This is a genomic window from Rhizobium sp. Leaf453, from assembly GCF_001425605.1.
GTDB lineage: Bacteria > Pseudomonadota > Alphaproteobacteria > Rhizobiales > Rhizobiaceae > Pararhizobium.
Genome location: NZ_LMRG01000028.1, coordinates 90,178 through 107,442 on the forward strand (window position 1 = coordinate 90,178; position 17,265 = coordinate 107,442).

A 17,265-nucleotide genomic window follows, 5' to 3' on the forward strand; every position below is an offset into this window, starting at 1 on the left:
GGACTTGGGAGCGGTTTCCGGGCCGGGGAGATGGTGGCGAGAACAGGACCAGCCCCGCTCTCGCAATAACCGCGCTTAGTTGGCGCTTGCGCCGACTTCACGATCCCAGCGCTCAAGCAATTCCTTGCGCTTGGCCGGATCGCCATAGGTCTTGAAATCGTAGTCGATCAGCTTGATATCCTCGAACCGCGGGGCTTCCTTCGGGATTTCCGCCGTCTCGTTGGACGGAAGCTGGAAGGACTTGGCATCCTTCATGCGTGACTGGACGTCCGGCTTCAGCGCCCAATCGTACCAGATCTTGGCATTGTCGAGGTTCTTCGCACCCTTGACGATCGACATCGAGCCGATTTCATAGCCCGTGCCTTCGCAAGGCGCCACCGACTTGACCGGGAAGCCTTCCGCCGTCTGCGCGACGGCATCATGCATGAAGACAATGCCGATCGCGGTTTCGCCGCGCGCCGCCGCCTTCACCGGCGCCGAGCCGGACTTGGTGTATTGCGAGACATTGGCATTCAGCTTCTTCAGATAATCGAACGCCTGGTCTTCACCCATGATCTGGACGAGCGAGGCGAGCGCCGTATAGGCCGTTCCGGAGGAATTCGGATTGGCGATCTGGATTTCGCCCTTGAAGGCCGGATCGAGCAGATCGGCCCAGCACTTGGGCTCCTTGAAGCCCTTTGCCTTGAAGATGTCGGTGTTGTAGCCCCAGCCGAGCGCGCCGGCATAGACACCGACCGTCTTGTAGCCCGAGCTTTCGGCCTGCTTCTTCGCCCAATCCTGCAACTGGTCGAGAAGCGGCGACTTGTATTCCTGCGTCAGGTTTTCGGCTGCGGCCTGGAGATGCGGATCGCCCGTACCGGCCCACCAGATGTCGGTCTTCGGGTTGCGCGCTTCGGCGCGGATCTTGGCATAGGTTTCGCCGGACGACAGGCGCACCATGTTGACCTTGATATCATTGGCCTTCTCGAAATCGCCCTTCATCTGCTCGCAGATGACAACGTCGGCCGAGCAGATCAGGTTGAGATCACCCGCCGCTTGAGCGCCGAAAGCGCTGAGCGTGACACCGGCGGCAAGCGCCGCTGCGGCAATATATGCTGAACCCATGAAACTTCCTCCTGTTTGAAGCAACGCCTCCACGCTGCTCGCTTTTGCAAGCGTGTGCAAATGCTGCACGAGGAGAAACTGGCTGTCAAACCAAATCTTCACAAAACTGTCACAATCCAGTTGATCTCGCACTTGCACACAATTGCAAAATTGTGCAAGTTGGATCCCGAGGGTGGAGGCGACCGTGTCCCAGAAATTGTTTGTCAGCGCACAGGAAGTCGCGGAAAAAGCAGGGGTTTCCCGCTCTGCCGTGTCGCGCACATTTACCTCCGGAGCGAGCGTTTCGCCGAAGACGCGCCAGAAGGTTCTCGATGCCGCCGAGGCGCTTGGCTATCACGTCAATCACCTGGCGCGCGGCCTGATGCGCAACGAGAGCGGCATCGTTTGCCTGATTGTTTCTGAGATCGGCACGCCCTACCGATCGTCATTGATCCGCGCCTTGACGCAGCAGTTACAAAATTCCGGCAAGGTGGCGATGCTGATCAACACCGATCGCTCGGATGGCAGCGTTGATCTCGCCCTGCGGCAGGCGATCCGTTACCGCGCGGATGCGTCCATCATACTCTCCGGATTGCCGGACAAATCGATTACCGACCTCTGTCTGAAGAACGGCCAGCGGCTGGTGCTGATCAACCGAGACGATGACAGGGAAGGGCCGCTGCGCATCAATCTTGACGACGAGGAAGCGGCTGCGCGTATTGCAACCGCCTTTGTGCGCGCAGGCTGCAAGCGGCTGGCTTTTGCCAATTCGGAGGCCGGAACACCAAGCCTGATGGCCCGGGAGCGCGGATTCATCGCTGCCGCTGCAACCCTCGGCATGGACGTTGTCGTAGGGCGGTACGGTCACACCGGCTACGAGGCCGGCCGCATCGTCGCCCAGCAACTGCTGACTCTCAAGGAACGTCCGGATGCGGTCTTCTGTGCCACAGACCTCTTGGCCTGTGGCTTCATGGACGCCGCGCGCCACCAGTTCTCTATGTCCATTCCGGACCAGATTTGCGTGGCCGGCTTCGACGATATCGAACAGGCGTCCTGGTCGTCCTACCAGTTGACGACCTTTGCCCAACCGGTAGATACGATTGCCCGTGAAGCGGTTTCCTGGCTGGTGGAGGATGGTGCGGCACTCGAAAGCCGGTCGGTGCGTCTGCATGCCGATCTGGTCTGGCGAACATCAATCCGGGGCGGCTGACGCGGAACCGCTTTCTTAACGATTGGCGGGACTGCGGCCATAGAGAAGCAGCATGGCGATGATCACCACACCATAGATGATCTGCCGCCCGGCTTCCGGCATCTGCATCACAGACAGGATCGATTGCAGGAGGGTGATCAGGATCACCCCGGCGACCGTCCCGAGATAGGAGCCTCTGCCGCCGAGAATGGACGTGCCACCCAAAACAACAGCGGCAATCGACGGCAGGAGATAAGTATCCCCCATGGACTGAGCTGCCTTCGAGGCGTAACCGGCAAGAAGCACGCCGCCAAACGCGCTGAGTGCCCCCGAAACAACAAAGGCGATCAGGACGATTCGGCGGGTGTTGATGCCAGAGAGATAGGCGGCACGCTCCCGGTTTCCGATCCCGTAGACCGAACGGCCGAACGTGGTGCGGGTGAGGACGAAGACTGCGGCAGCCCCGACAATGGCCCAGATCAGCACGGCATTGGGCACGCCGGGTAAGAGAAAGCCGGTCGCGAGATAGCGCATTGCCGACGTGGCGGAATCCTGCGGCGAGAAGCCGCCGGTATAAACCACCATCAGTCCTTGCGCGACGGCATTGGTCGCCAGCGTGATGATCATCGAGGGGATGCGCAGATAGGCGACACCGATGCCATTGGCGAGCCCGATCACCATGCCGCAGAGAATGCCGAAGGGAATGGCGAGGATTTCGCCGGCGGGACCGTAAGCTGCGGCGGCGCAGGCCATCATCCCGCCAACGGCGACCGACCAGGGAACTGAAAGGTCAATCTGGCCGAGCAGGATGACGATCATCATGCCTGTAGCGATGACACCGAGGAACGAAGCGACCTTCAACTGTTGCAGCAGATATTCTGGCGACAGGAAACTCGTCGAATAGAAGCTGCCGATCACCAGCAGCAGGATGATACAGGCGAATGCCGTCGATATGGCCGGGTCCAGGCGCCGCAGCAGTTTCGGTGGGGTCATCGGCTGCTCCCGTGTCGTGTCGCTCATCCGAACCACTCCAGGCGATTGCGGACGCGGAACAATCCGAACGCTCCCAGACTGACGGCGACCAACAATACCACACCCTGGAACAGAGGTTGCCAGAGAGGATCGAAGTCGAAAACGAAAAGCAGATCGCCGATCGTGCGAAACGCCAGCGCCCCGAAGATCGCCCCGATGGCGCTGCCCTTGCCGCCGAACAGGGAGACACCACCGAGCACGACGGACGCAATTGAGAACAGCGTGTAAGCATTGCCGCTTGCGAGTGCTGCCTCGCCGGTATAAGTGAAGAAGGTCAGGAACAGCCCGCCGATCGAAGCAAGAAGACCCGAGAGCGTATAGGCCATGAACTTGGCACGACGAATGGGTACGCCGGACATGTAGGCGGCGACCTCCGACGATCCCGACGCATAGGCCGCTCGCCCCAGCACGGACCGGCTGAACGGAACCCAGATGAGAAGAACGATGGCCACCAGAGCGACCAGGCTCGACGGGATCACCCCGAATATCCGCCCGGTCATCATGTCGGCGAGATCCTCATTCACCGAACCGCCGGGGAAGGGGCGAAGCAGCAGCGCGATTCCGAAGAACACCGCGCCGGTCGCAATAGTCGCGACAATCGGCTGCAAGCGGCCATAGATGACGATCAGTCCGTTCAAGGCACCGCAGGCAAGACCCGTTGCAAGCACCGCGAAGACGCCGAAGGCGGTTTCAAGCGGCGTGCCCAGCACCAGCCAGGAGGCAAGGGCATTGGTGAGGATGAAGATCATGCCGACGGAGAGGTCGATCCCGGCCGTGATGACCACCAAAGTCTGCGCCATGGCGACGAACGCAAGCAGGACACCCTTGTTGGACGCCGTCTGCACGACATTCGCCGTCAGTCCGGCCGGATGATTGGAGACATAGATGACGAACATGACCAGGAAAATGCCGACCGCCATCAGCGTGCCGCGTTGCTCGTTCAGTCCGTAGCGCCATTCGCTCATGCCGCCGTCTCCATCGTCTTGCCCTCGACATTGAGCGCGCTGGCGATCAGCGCATGCTGGGTGATGTCATCGTCCGCCAGTTCGCGGACAATGCCGCCGTCGTAAACAACGAGCACACGATCGCAGCAGCCGATCAGTTCGTCATAATCCGTCGAATAGAACAGGATGGCGGCGCCGGCATCGGCGAGGCGGCGCAGCAGTTGATAGATTTCATGCTTGGTGCCGACATCGATGCCGCGTGTGGGATCGTTGAGCAGGATGATCCGCGGCTGGCGCATCAGCCATTTGGCAATGACCACCTTCTGCTGGTTTCCGCCGGACAAGGCCCCGACGGGAACATCGATGCCGTCGCTTTTTATGGCGAGCAGTTTGACCATGTCGTCGATCAACCGCGCTTCCTTGTCGCGATCGATGATCCCGCCGCTGGAGATGCGGTCGAGCACTGCAAAAGAGAGATTTTCCCGCACGGTCATCGGCAACATCAGGCCCTCGGTCTTTCGATCCTCAGGGATCAGCGCCATGCCGACCTCCGCGTCGCTGGCGGCTTTCGGGCTTTCCAGCGCGACGGGCTTGCCATCGACCAGCACCGACCCGGTCGTCCCGCGCAACACGCCGAACAGAGCCAGCAGCAATTCGCGCTGCCCCTGTCCGTCGAGACCGCCAAGGCCAACCACCTCGCCCTTACCGACGGCGAAGGAAATATCCCGCAGGCTGTCCATCCAGCCAAGCTTGCGGCATTCGAGAGCCGGCGGCGCCTTATCCGTCGCCCGCTCCGGTTTCGGTGGAAAGGCGCTCGAATATTCGCGGCCGATCATCATCTCGACAATCTCGCTGTCGGTTCGCGTACCGGCGGCAAAGCTCAGGATATTGCGGCCGTTGCGGAACACGGTGCACTGGTCTGCCAGTTCGGCAATCTCGTGCATTCGGTGGGAAATGTAGAGCAGAGCAAGGCCCTCGGCGCGCAACCGTTTCAGAACGGAAAACACCTTGGCGACATCGGCCGCTGTCAGCGCGGAGGTCCCCTCGTCAAGGATCAGGATACGCGGCTTCCAGGCCAGCGCCTTGGCGATCTCGACCAGTTGCCGCCGTGAAAGCGGCAGGTCCTTGATCAGCGCGCGCGGATGGACATCGTCGGCGCCAGCGCGTGCCAGCGCTTCCTCGGCAATCAGGCGCTGAGCGCGCCGGTCGATCAGTCCGAAGCGACGCGGCGGATTGGAGATGCTGATATTGTCGGCGACGCTGAGATCGGGGATCAGTGACAGTTCCTGGAACACGCAGGTGACCCCGGCAGCCGACGCCTCAGCCGGCGAGCGAAAACTGACCGGGTTCCCTTCAAGCAGCATGCGGCCTTCATCCGGCGCGACCACGCCGGCCATGATCTTGATCAGAGTCGATTTGCCGGCGCCGTTCTCCCCGAGGATGGCGTGGATACGGCCAGCCTCAACGGTTAGCTCAGCATTTTCGAGAGCACGGACGCCGCCATATCGCTTCGATACGCCGTCCATCCGGAAAAGCGGCGGTGCCGCTGATGCGTCTGATATGGTCATGCAAGTCCTCGGGTCGGGTTTTCGCGTGCCGCGCTTACGTCGCGCGGCACGCTTTCAGGCGTTGCGGACTCTGGCCCGATTTATTTGTCCGCCTGTGTCTGCCCCATGATTTCCTGCGCGGTGAAATTGATGCCGCAGGTGGGGAAGGAATTGCCAACGAAGAAGTTGTCGGACTGGTCGGGATAGAAATCCTGACCTTCCTTGAAGTTCGGATCCTCCACGATCGCCAGCGGCAACTTGACCGACTGCGGAACGACTTCACCCTCGAGCGCTGCAATCGCGGTCTTGATGGCGACGGCAACCTGTGCCGGACCGGTACCGGCCGACGAGCATTTCAGGCCTTCGCCGGCATGCTTGGAGCAGAACTTGCGGAAGCCATTCTCGGTTTCGCCCCCAAAGGGCACGAAGGCATGACCGGCATCGATCATGGCCTGAACGACACCAGTGTCGCCGCCCTGCGCGGTGATCCCGTCGAACTTCTTGTGAACGGCAATCGCGTCGGCGGTCGCCTTCTGCGCTGTCGGATCATCCCACTTGCCGAGCACTTCCACGACATCCCATTTCTTGCCGGTCGCCGCGAAGGTTTCGTGGATGCCGTTGTGGCGATCCGTATCGACCGAGGTGCCGGCGACGCCACGCACTTCGAGGATCTTTCCGCCATCCGGCAGATGTTTTGCCAGCCAGTTCGCCCAGAGCACGCCGAGGCCCTTCTGGTCGACGTTGACGTTGATCGCATCCTGCGTGTCGAGAATATTGTCGAAAGCGACGAGGATGACGCCGGCTTCCTTGGCGCGTTTGATGACAGGTCCAAAGGCCGTCGGATTTTGCGCGTTGACGACAATCGCATCATAGCCGGAATCGATGAAGTTGTTGATCGCGGAAATCTGGGCCGGAACGTCTTCCCCTGTCGAAACGACCTTGAACTCCTTGAGCTTGGCGGCCACGTCCGGCTGCGCGGCATAGGCCTTGGCGGTCTGGATCATCTGGATACGCCAGGTATTGGCGATATAGCCGTTGGCAAGCGCGATCCGGTACGGGCCATCCTTTTTCGGAAACTTGAAGAACTTGGTATCGGCCGCCCAGGGGGCGAAGCAGTCCGGTTGTGCAGCGGGACCACTGACCGTTTCCGGCTCGGCCATCGCGGTCGCACTGGACAGCGTAAGCGCAGCGGCAGCAAGAATGCCGCCGACAAATGTCTTGAACATCGAATTCCTCCCACATGTTGCCATTGCTGGACTGGCAGCGAAAGCATGGGGAACGTCGACGATCCTTTTGCAGGCGAATGGCTGCAGCCGGTTGCCGGTTCGGCAAGCATGTCGATGCGCGAGTCAGATGACGCCTGACGGGCTCCTCCCCGAGCGTCATGCCCAAGATGGTAGCGCTACCAATTCAGATTGTAAAGCAGTCATATGAAGACCTGCTTTGTTAGATATTTTGTGTATTCGCTCGACTGGTACTTTCCCGGACTTTCAGTTCGAACCCGAGATCGACGACCGGCTCCGAGGGCCTCTCGCCGGACATTGCCGCCTGCACCATGGCGATTGCCTGGTGACCGATTTCAAATCGCGGCGTGCGTATGCTCGTGATCGATGGAAAGGCGACGGACATCATTTCCAAGTCGTTGAACCCGGCCAGGCTGATACGTCCGGGCACGTCCAGACCCGCGCGATGGCAGGCGAACAGGACGCCCATCGCCAGGTCGTCATTGTTGCAGACCAGGGCATCAAGATCCGGGGTTTTGGCAAAAGCAGTCTTGAAAAGCTCACCACCCATCGAGACGCTGGAGGGCAGCGTCGTTGTCGTCACAAGCGACAGATCGAAACAGTCGGCAGCCTCCATCACCGACCGGTATCCGGACAGGCGCCGATGCGAACGGGGGTCCATGCGCGCACCGAGAAAGCCGATCCGACGGCAGCCAGCATCGAGCAGATGCTGCGTCACCGTCCTTCCACCTTCGAAATGGGAGAAGCCGACCATCATATCGACGGGGTCCGGCCCCACCTCCATGATCTGCACCACCGGACAACCGGCCTTTTCGAGCAAGGCTCGCGTGGCCGGCGTCTGGTCTATGCCGGATACGATCAGGCCGGACGGATGTTGGCTGAGAAACATGCGGACCAGCCGTTCCTCTTCCTCCTCGGAGTAATGCGTGTTGCCGAACTGGATCTGCAGACGGCTATCGCGCAAGCCGTCGTGAATGCCCCGAAGAACTTCAGCAAAAACATTGTTTGTCAGCGATGGCACCAGAACGCCGATGACATCCGCCCGCGCCGAGGCAAGCGCACTCGCATTTGGATTGAGCACATAGCCCAGCGCATCGATGGCAGCAAAAATACGCGTCCGGAGATCAACCGAAACCCGCTCGGGATCGCGCAGGGCACGGGAAACGGTAATCGTGCCTACACCGGCGCGGCTCGCCACGTCTGCAAGTGTGGGACGTCCGCTGCTGCGTCGGGCTCTGTTCTTTACGTCTGCCGTATCCATGACCATGAACTCCGGCCGAGCGCCTTTGCGGGATCGCCGCGATCCCCTGAACCACACGTTTCGCAATCAAATCCGCAGGTCAGAGGCCTCAGGCACATGGCAGGCTCATACTATGCATCCTCTGTAACATTCAATAGCCGGGTTCATTTCCACGACCTCACACTCGGAGGGCACGGAAAAATCGAAGGCGGCTTTCGCCGATTTGCGGTTCGCTCTCACGGCGCGGTGTGCCAATCTCGCCCGGCATGATTCCGGGAGATGAACGATTGGACAATGGATTTTTGCAGCGTACCGAACTGTCGCGTCCGGATGTGAGCGCGGAGGAAGCCCGCGCCCTTTTCTCGGCGCATTACGGTCTTTCCGGCCCGATCGTCGAGCTTGGCAGCCAGCAGGACCGCAATTACCGCATCGAGACACCGGACGGTCGGTTCGTGCTGAAAATCTGCCAAGCGGCCTATGCAATGGCCGAACTCGAAGCCCAGAACGCCGCGTTGCACCATATTGCCAGCAAAGTGGGAACACCGCTTGTGCCCAGGGTCATCCCAGCGACCTCCGGCAAGAATATCGTTCCCGTTACGGTTCGTGGACAGGATTACCAGATCCGCCTGCTTGACTACATTGACGGAGAACTCCTGACGCGGCAAAGGCATCTGTCGACCCCAACGGTGACCGCCCTCGGTACGATCGGCGGACAGCTTGCCCGCGCGCTTTCCGATTTCACTCATCCTGGACTGGCCCGTGCCATACAATGGGACCTCCGGCATGCGGCCCCCGTCGTCCTGCACCTGTTGTCGGCGGTGAAGGATGAAGGCAGAAACGATAGGATCGCGCAGGCAATCGGGGCTGCGCTCAAACGCATCGAACCGCTGAAGCCCTCACTCAGACTACAGGCAATTCACCACGATATCACCGACGATAACGTCGTCGCACGACCGGACGAAAGCGGGCGGCTGATCCCCGATGGTGTCATCGATTTCGGCGATATCCTGCATGGATGGCTGGTGGCGGATCTTGCCGTCACGTGCGCTTCATTGTTGCATCACGCCGATGGCGATCCGTTCGTCATCCTGCCTGCGATCTGCGCCTTCGATGCCGTTTTCCCGATGGAAACAGCGGAGTTGCAGGCGCTTTGGCCACTCATCGTGGCGCGAGCGGCAGTGCTGGTGGCAAGCAGCGAACAGCAAATCGCGCTCGACCCGGACAATAGCTATGTGCGTGACAATATCGACCATGAGTGGCTCATTTTCGATGTAGCCACATCCGTGCCTTTTGCCCTCATGGAAACCGCCATCCTTCAGGCGACGGGCCGGGAGCTTTCGCACCAGACCGTTCCGATTGGCGGTTTTCTTTTGCCGAATCTCGATCCATCCCGCGTGGTTCTCGTCAATCTCGATAGCCAGAGCGCTGTGTTCGATGGCGAGCCCTTACCGTCACCGGAAGGGGAAGATCAAATCTTGCGACAGGCAACCGCTGGCGAGACCATTGCGCTAACGCGCTACGGCGAGCACCGGTTAACCCGCACCATCCTGCGATCACCTACACCGGCGGAAACATTCGCACTTCATATCGAACTTCGCCTGCAGGCAGACATGATCGTCGCAGCGCCTTTCGCTGGAACGGTGAAACGAACGAAGGCCGGCCTTGTCCTTCTCGGGGAGGGCATCGCCCTGCATCTGACCGGCGTCGAAATTTCAACGGAAGACATCGCCGTCGAGAGTGGAGCCGTCATTGGCAACGTTATCGGCGCGGCCAATGGAGATGGCATTTTACGCGTCCAGCTCTGCCGTGACGCAGATATTACGCCACCTCTGTTCGTTCGCCCGGATCATGCCGAAGCCTGGACGCATTTGTGCCCATCGCCCGCCACGATCCTTGGCTTCGATTGCGACGCGCCACGCTTCGAAAGCTCAGACCTTCTCGCCCGCCGCCAGAGGCATTTCGCCCGACCGCAGAAGAATTACTATCAGACCCCGCCGCAGATCGAGCGCGGCTGGCGCGAGCACATGGTAGATGTCGAGGGGCGCAGCTATCTCGATATGGTCAACAACGTCACGATCCTCGGCCATGGCCACCCACGCCTTGCCGATGCCGTCCACCGGCAATGGCAGCGGCTGAACACCAATTCCCGCTTTCACTATGCCTCGGTCGCGGCCTTTTCCGAGCGGCTGGCAAACCTTGCACCGCAAGGGCTCGATACGGTGTTTCTGGTCAACAGCGGCTCGGAGGCCAATGATCTTGCACTCCGCCTCGCATGGGCGGCGACCGGCGCACGCAACATTCTCAGCCTGCTTGAGGGTTATCATGGCTGGACGGTTGCCAGTGATGCTGTATCGACATCGATTGCCGACAACCCACAAGCCTTGACGACGCGGCCGGACTGGGTGCATCCGGTCATGGCGCCCAACACCTATCGCGGTCCGTTCCGCGGCGACGGCTCGACCGCGGATTATGTCGCCGCCGTCCAGCCGACTCTGGAAAAGCTGGAGGGGCAGGGGCTCGCCGGCTTCATCTGCGAATGCGTCTATGGCAATGCCGGCGGCATCCCGTTGCCCCTCGGCTATCTCCAGGAAATCTACGCGATGGTGCGCGCCCGGGGCGGCGTCTGCATCGCCGATGAAGTGCAGGTCGGTTACGGCCGTCTCGGCCACCATTTCTGGGGCTTCGAGCAGCAGGGCGTGGTTCCCGATATCATCTCAATCGCGAAGGGCATGGGCAACGGCCATCCGCTCGGCGCTGTCATAACCACAAGGGCGATCGCCGATGCACTGGAGAAGGAAGGCTATTTCTTCTCTTCCGCCGGCGGCAGTCCCGTCAGCTCAGTGGTCGGCATGACCGTGCTCGACATCATGCGTGACGAGCGGCTTCAGGAAAATGCCCGCACCGTCGGCGATCACCTCAAGCGACGGCTGGAAGCGCTTGGACAGCGGTTTCCGATCGTCGGCGCCGTGCATGGCATGGGCCTGTATCTTGGCCTGGAATTTGTACGCAACCGCGAGACGCTCGCACCGGCGACCGAGGAAACCGCCGCCATTTGCGATCGTCTGCTTGAACTCGGGGTCATCATGCAGCCAACCGGCGACTACCTGAATGTCCTGAAGATCAAGCCGCCGCTCTGCCTGTCGCAGGAGAGTGCCGATTTCTTCGCCGACATGCTGGAGCGGGTGCTATCCGATGGCTGGTAGCCAAGCCTTCGCTTCGAATACGAAAATGCCTGAACGTTGACCTCTCGAACGCCACCAATCCGGCAATAAATGGATAATCGCATGACGCAGACGGCCGATATCATCATCACCAACGCCCGTGTCCTCACGCTGGACGAGACCAATCCGACTGCGGAAGCCGTGGCGCTCGCCGGCGGCCGAATTATCGCGGTGGGCGACAGCGCGGAACTCCAGCAATTCTCCGGGCAAGACACGCGGGTGATCGATGCGGCCGGCGGCACTGTGCTTCCCGGCTTTTCCGAAAACCATATGCATCTGTTTTCCGGAGCTGCCGAACTGGTTCATCTTCAACTCGCCGGGGTCAGCGGGCTTGCGGCGCTCACCGATGCCGTGACGGCCTACGCTGCTGACCGCCCTGGCGACAGAGTGCTGTTCGCGCAGGGGGCAGATTACACAATCCTTGGCGATGACGGCCGCCTGACCCGCCATCATCTCGATGCGATCCTTCCGCATCAACCGCTGGTTCTCTTCGCGCCGGATCACCACACCGCCTGGGCCAATACTGCCGCCCTGGAACTGGTCGGCATGCTGCAGGGTGCCGAACTCGGCCCCGGTAATGAAGTGGTCATGGGTGACGACGGTCTGGCGACTGGCGAACTTCGGGAGATGGAAGCCTTCACGCCGTTGCAAGCTGCCGGCGGCTTCGATCGCTACCGGCTGGGACTGGCCACCGGTGGCGAGCCCGATCCATACCCGACCGAGGCCGAATGGGCGCAGGATATCGCAGTGATGCGGCGCGGTCTTGCCTATTGCGCCTCCCACGGCATCACGACCATCCAGAACATGGATGGCAACCTCTATCAGTTGCAATTGCTGGCAGCGATCGAGAAGGAGGATGGATGCCTGCCGTGCCGTGTGGTCATCCCCTTCCATTTCAAGAACTTCATGTCGATCGACATGCTAGAAAAGGCCTCCGATCTTGCCCGCCGCTACGATAGCGACTGGCTGTCCTCCGGCGTCGTCAAGGTATTCTACGACGGCGTCCTCGACAGTTGGACGGCCGTCATGGTCGAGCCTTACGCAGACAAACCGGGAGACTGCGGCGAGGGGCTGTTCACGCCGGAAAGCTTTCGAACTGTGGCTCTCGAGGCGGACCGGCGCGGCCTGCAGATCGCCGTCCACGCCATTGGCGACGGCGCCGTCCGCGCTGTGCTCGACGGCTATCAGGCGGCGCGGGAGGTCAATGGCGTCCGCGATAGTCGCCACCGGATCGAGCATATCGAAGTCGTCCATCCCAACGATATCGCGCGTTTTGCCGAGCTCGGCGTCATCGCCTCGATGCAGCCGCCGCATCCGCCGGGCTGCGCCGGTGTGCCACTGGAGCCGACCGTCTCGCGCATCGGCCGCGACCGCTGGCCGGTGAGTTACGCCTGGCGCACGCTGAAGAACGCAGGCGCGCACATCTGCTTTGCCTCCGACTGGCCGGTCTCGCCGATCGATCCGCTTGTCGGCATCGAGGCCGCAGTCACACGCAAGCGCTGGGCAGAGAGTGATCCCGATCAATCCTTCTCCGTGGGCGAGGCACTCTACGCCTATTGCGTCGAAGGCGCGTTTGCCGAGTTCAAGGAAGACCGGAAGGGGCGGATCAGGACCGGCTATCTCGCAGATATCGTCATCCTAAGCGGGGATATCGAATCCATTCCCGCCGACGCTCTGAGCACGCTCAGGGCGGTGACCACGATCTGCGGAGGACGGATAAGTTTTTCCTCCTGATAAATATTTTTGCCTAAAAAACAGAATCGTATTGTAAACACTCAGGTGCTGTGATCACCTAGCGCAAAGCCAAAAAGGCGGGAACAGCAGCTTCATCAGGGTCGGGTATGCCGCATATGGCGGAATTGAGCGCGGTCGAAATACGTAATGTTTCCAAAGTATTCGGTTTCGGCGAATTTGCCTTCGCCGCCGTCGATAATACGTCCGTTTCCATCCGCCAGAATGAATTCTTCACGCTGCTCGGGCCATCCGGATGCGGCAAGACCACGCTTCTCCGGCTGATCGCCGGATTCGAATTTCCAACCTCCGGCGACATCATGCTGAGCGGAGAAAACATCGCCGCCATGCCGCCGTTTAAGCGGCCGGTCAATACGGTCTTCCAGAGCTACGCCCTGTTTCCGCACATGACAGTCGCCGAAAATATCGGCTTCGGACTGAACATGCTCGGCCGCCCGAAACAGGAGGTCAGGGATCGCGTCGCCGCCATGCTGAAACTGGTGCGGATGGAGGCGCTCGCCGGCCGTCGCACCAGCCAGATTTCCGGCGGCCAACAACAGCGCGTGGCGCTCGCCCGGGCGTTGGCGCCGCAGCCGAAGGTGCTGCTGCTCGACGAACCACTGTCTGCGCTGGACTACAAGCTGCGCAAAGACATGCAGATCGAACTGAAGCGACTGCAGGCCGAGACCGGTATTACCTTCATCTTCGTCACCCATGACCAGGAAGAGGCGCTGACGATGTCTGATCGCATCGCCGTCATGTCGTCGGGCAAGATCCTGCAGGTCGGCAATCCGCGCGAAATTTACGATGCGCCGGCCGATCGCTTCGTCGCCGATTTCATCGGCGAGACCAACTTCCTAAAAGGGCGGATCGCCTCGGTCGACAACGGCATCGCTTCGGTGGAAACGGCAATGGCAGGCGTCATCTCCGCCACTATGCCGAAGGATTTCAACGCCGATGGCGAGGTGACAGTGGTTCTGCGGCCAGAGCATGCGAGCCTCTGCCCTCCCGACCAGCCCGGCGTCTGCCAGATGAGCGGCACGTTGGAAAACGTCGTCTATTTCGGCACAGACACCCATTACCACGTGCGCCTCTCGGACAACGAAACGGTGTTCACACTGCGCGAGCAGAACAAGCCGCTGCAAGGTGCGCGGTTCGCGGAGGGTGACAGGGTCGGCATCGCCATCGAAGCCAACGCCGCCCGGGTCCTGAGGAACTGACATGAGAGATGCGGCGGGCTTGATCGAGGCGGAAAAGAACCGGGATATCCGGAAACGTTGGCTACTTTCACTTCCCGCACTTCTGATCATCCTTCTCGCCGCTACCGGGCCGCTGCTGATCGTACTGATCTATTCCTTCCTGACACCCGGCCCCTATGGCGACGTCCAATGGCTGCCGTCCCTCGACGGATGGGTCAGCGTCGCACTGGAACGGGATATTTTCGACGATACGCTGTCGCTGGCCGACGCGCATATCTCAATCTTCCTGAGATCCGTGACGCTGTCACTGGTCACGACACTGCTGACTTTGATCGTCGGTTTCCCGACCGCCTACTTCATCGCGACGCGGCCGGAGCGGACGCGTGAACTCTGGTTGTTCCTGATCACCATTCCGTTCTGGACCAACCTCCTGATCCGTACCTTTGCCATCCTCGAAGTGATCCGCAACGAGGGGCTGATCAACGGCCTGCTGATGGATGCCGGCCTGATCGCGCGGCCGATCCAGATGCTGTTCACCGACGGGGCGATCCTGACCGGCATGGTCTATGTCTACCTGCCGCTGATGGTTTTGCCGCTCTACGCCAGCATGGAAAAGCTGGATTTCCGGCTGATCGAAGCCGGTTACGATCTCTACGCCACCCCGTTCAAGGTGCTGCGCAAGATCATCATTCCGCTGGTCAAGCCCGGCATCATTGCAGGTTCCATTCTCGTCTTCATTCCGGCGCTCGGCGCCTATGTGACGCCGAGTATTCTGGGCGGCGGCAAGAACATGATGCTGGGAAATTTGATCGAACTGCAGTTCGGACAGGGGCGAAACTGGCCGCTTGGCTCGGCGCTGTCGATTACCCTGATGCTGATCGTCATGGCCGCCTTGCTCGTTTATGTCCGCAATGCCGGATCGCAAGGGAGCCGTCATGGCTAGGACATTCTCCATCCGGCGTCAGCGCGGCTTCACGGCAATCGCGATGATCTGTTTCTTCGCGCTCTACCTGCCGATCGGCGTTCTGGTCTTCTACTCCTTCAATGCCGGGCAGTCGCTTGCCTCGTTCGAGGGCGTTTCGCTGCGCTGGTTTCAGAAGGCTTTCGAGAACCAGCATGTCATCGATGCCTCGCTGCGTTCGCTGCAGATCGCGATGACAGCGGCAATCATCTCAACGGTCGCCGCGACCATGGCGGCGCTGGCGACTACCCGCACTGAGCCCTATCGCGGGCTGACGCTGAAATATGCTTTCATTAACCAGCCGCTGATGATCCCGGAAATCGTCACCGCCGTTGCGCTGTTGATCTTCTTTGCCCGCATCAAGACCTGGACCGGCTATTCCGGCCTCGGTTACCTGATCGCGGCGCATACGGCTTTCTGCATTCCTTTTGCCTATCTGCCGATCCGGGCGCGTCTGGAAAACATGGACCTGACGCTGGAAAAGGCCGCCGCCGACCTCTACGCGACGCCCTGGAAGGCATTCCGTTACGTCACGCTGCCATTGCTCTGGCCCGGCATCCTCGCCGGCTTCATGCTGGCTTTCGTGATTTCGCTTGATGATGTCGTCATCACCGAATTCGTGAAGTCGGCGGGTCAGGATACCTTGCCGACTTACATGCTCGGCCAGCTCCGCCGCGCCATCACGCCAGAAATGAACGCGATCTCGACACTTTTTTTGCTGCTGTCGATAGGCGTCGTCACCGTCTTCTTCATCGTCAATAGAAAACGCGTCTAACAAGAAGGGAACAGCACAATGAAACGCATGACAGCGGCTTTGGCCGTGACGGCAGCACTTCTCGCATCGACCGGACTGGCCCGCGCCGAAGGCGAACTCAACATCTACAACTGGGGCAACTACACCAGCCCCGACATGATCAAGAAGTTCGAGGAGAAGTACAAGGTCAAGGTGACGATCACCGACTATGACTCGAACGACACCGCGCTTGCCAAGGCCCGCCAGGGCGGCTCCGGCTTCGACATGGTCGTACCGTCGCAGAACTATATCCCGATCTGGATTTCCGAAGGCCTGCTTCTGCAGACCGACCCGGACAAGATGGAAAACTTCAAGAATGTCGCGCCGGAATGGGCCAATCCCGATTTCGATCCGGGCCGGAAATACACGGTACCGTGGGCGATGGGCACGGTCGGAACGGTCGTGAACACTGACGTCTACAAGGGCGACATCAACACCTGGGGCATCATCTTCGATACACCGGACGAACTGAAGGGCAAAGTCAATGTCGTTCCGGAAATGACCGACGTCATCGACGCCGCCGTGCTTTACAACGGCGGAACGAAATGCACGGGCGACCTGACGATCCTCAAGAAGGTTCGCGATACGCTGGTCAACGCCAAGCCAAACTGGGTGGCGATGGAATACGGCACGATCGAGAAGATGGGCTCGGGCGACTTCGCGGCTTCCAGTGACTGGAACGGCTCGGCCTTCCGCCAGCGGCTTGCCAATCCGGCGATCAAGTATGGCTATCCGAAGGAAGGCTTCGTCAACTGGAGCGACAATCTCGCCGTTCTCAAGGACGCCAAGAATGTCGAGAACGCCAAGCTGTTCCAGAACTTCATGATGGATCCGGAAAACGCCGGCGCGAATTCGGCTTTCCATCGTTATGCGAACGGCATTGCAGGCTCGGAAGCCTTCATGCCGGCAGACATGAAGGATGCGCCGGAAATCAAGATCCCGGCCGAATTTGCCTCGAAGGGCGTACCCTCGCAGACCTGCCCGCCTGACGTCCAGGAACTCTACACTAAGATCTGGACCGAACTGCAGAAATAAGCCGCTTCCTTTCGCACCCCGCTCGCCGGCGGGGTGCGATTTCATT

Annotated in this window: 13 protein-coding genes; 7 read left to right on the forward strand and 6 right to left on the reverse strand. The window is 60.4% G+C overall.

The features are described from left to right. Positions 1-75: 75 nt before the first annotated feature. A complete protein-coding gene (locus tag ASG68_RS25330; protein ID WP_062584125.1) occupies positions 76-1,104 on the reverse strand; it encodes an ABC transporter substrate-binding protein in 1,029 nt (342 codons plus the stop codon). Between the two features lie 184 nt (positions 1,105-1,288). On the opposite strand from ASG68_RS25330, the gene ASG68_RS25335 reads away from it, so the two are divergent. After that, on the forward strand, positions 1,289-2,293 hold the full coding sequence (locus ASG68_RS25335) for a substrate-binding domain-containing protein (protein WP_062584517.1): 1,005 nt from the start codon (positions 1,289-1,291) through the stop codon (positions 2,291-2,293). Between the two features lie 15 nt (positions 2,294-2,308). On the opposite strand, the gene ASG68_RS25340 is transcribed toward ASG68_RS25335, so the two are convergent. The 5 genes from ASG68_RS25340 to ASG68_RS25360 all read right to left on the reverse strand — a co-directional run bounded on the left by ASG68_RS25340 (position 2,309) and on the right by ASG68_RS25360 (position 8,300). Further along, the gene (locus ASG68_RS25340) at positions 2,309-3,292 is read right to left on the reverse strand and encodes an ABC transporter permease (protein ID WP_062584126.1); all 984 of its coding nucleotides are present in this window, start codon (positions 3,290-3,292) and stop codon (positions 2,309-2,311) included. Then, the gene (locus tag ASG68_RS25345; RefSeq protein ID WP_062584128.1) at positions 3,289-4,269 is read right to left on the reverse strand and encodes an ABC transporter permease; all 981 of its coding nucleotides are present in this window, start codon (positions 4,267-4,269) and stop codon (positions 3,289-3,291) included. The genes ASG68_RS25340 and ASG68_RS25345 overlap by 4 nt, the downstream gene beginning before the upstream one ends. Next, positions 4,266-5,816 carry a sugar ABC transporter ATP-binding protein gene (locus ASG68_RS25350; protein ID WP_062584130.1) on the reverse strand — a complete coding sequence of 517 codons (1,551 nt, stop codon included), beginning with the start codon at positions 5,814-5,816 and terminating at the stop codon, positions 4,266-4,268. Before ASG68_RS25350 ends, ASG68_RS25345 begins: the two co-directional genes overlap by 4 nt. 80 nt (positions 5,817-5,896) lie before the next feature. Beyond that, complete coding sequence (locus tag ASG68_RS25355) at positions 5,897-7,021, reverse strand: sugar ABC transporter substrate-binding protein (RefSeq protein WP_062584132.1); 1,125 nt, start codon at positions 7,019-7,021, stop codon at positions 5,897-5,899. A 220-nt stretch (positions 7,022-7,241) separates the two neighbouring features. Further along, positions 7,242-8,300, reverse strand: a complete 1,059-nt coding sequence (locus ASG68_RS25360) for a LacI family DNA-binding transcriptional regulator (RefSeq protein ID WP_062584519.1) — start codon at positions 8,298-8,300, stop codon at positions 7,242-7,244. 245 nt (positions 8,301-8,545) lie between these two features. Here ASG68_RS25360 and ASG68_RS25365 point away from each other — a divergent pair, with 245 nt between their 5' ends. The 6 genes from ASG68_RS25365 to ASG68_RS25390 all read left to right on the forward strand — a co-directional run bounded on the left by ASG68_RS25365 (position 8,546) and on the right by ASG68_RS25390 (position 17,219). Next, positions 8,546-11,482 (forward strand): aminotransferase, encoded by a 2,937-nt coding sequence (locus tag ASG68_RS25365; protein WP_062584134.1) that lies wholly within the window; start codon positions 8,546-8,548, stop codon positions 11,480-11,482. A gap of 81 nt (positions 11,483-11,563) precedes the next feature. Further along, entirely contained in the window at positions 11,564-13,234 is a 1,671-nt protein-coding gene (locus ASG68_RS25370) for an amidohydrolase (RefSeq protein ID WP_062584136.1), read from the forward strand. A gap of 107 nt (positions 13,235-13,341) precedes the next feature. Then, entirely contained in the window at positions 13,342-14,451 is a 1,110-nt protein-coding gene (locus tag ASG68_RS25375) for an ABC transporter ATP-binding protein (protein WP_062584138.1), read from the forward strand. 1 nt (position 14,452) lies between these two features. Then, positions 14,453-15,373 (forward strand): ABC transporter permease, encoded by a 921-nt coding sequence (locus ASG68_RS25380; protein ID WP_062584140.1) that lies wholly within the window; start codon positions 14,453-14,455, stop codon positions 15,371-15,373. Continuing rightward, on the forward strand, positions 15,366-16,166 hold the full coding sequence (locus tag ASG68_RS25385) for an ABC transporter permease (RefSeq protein WP_062584142.1): 801 nt from the start codon (positions 15,366-15,368) through the stop codon (positions 16,164-16,166). The genes ASG68_RS25380 and ASG68_RS25385 overlap by 8 nt, the downstream gene beginning before the upstream one ends. Positions 16,167-16,184: 18 nt before the next feature. After that, the gene (locus tag ASG68_RS25390) at positions 16,185-17,219 is read left to right on the forward strand and encodes an extracellular solute-binding protein (RefSeq protein WP_062584144.1); all 1,035 of its coding nucleotides are present in this window, start codon (positions 16,185-16,187) and stop codon (positions 17,217-17,219) included. Positions 17,220-17,265 lie beyond the last annotated feature (46 nt).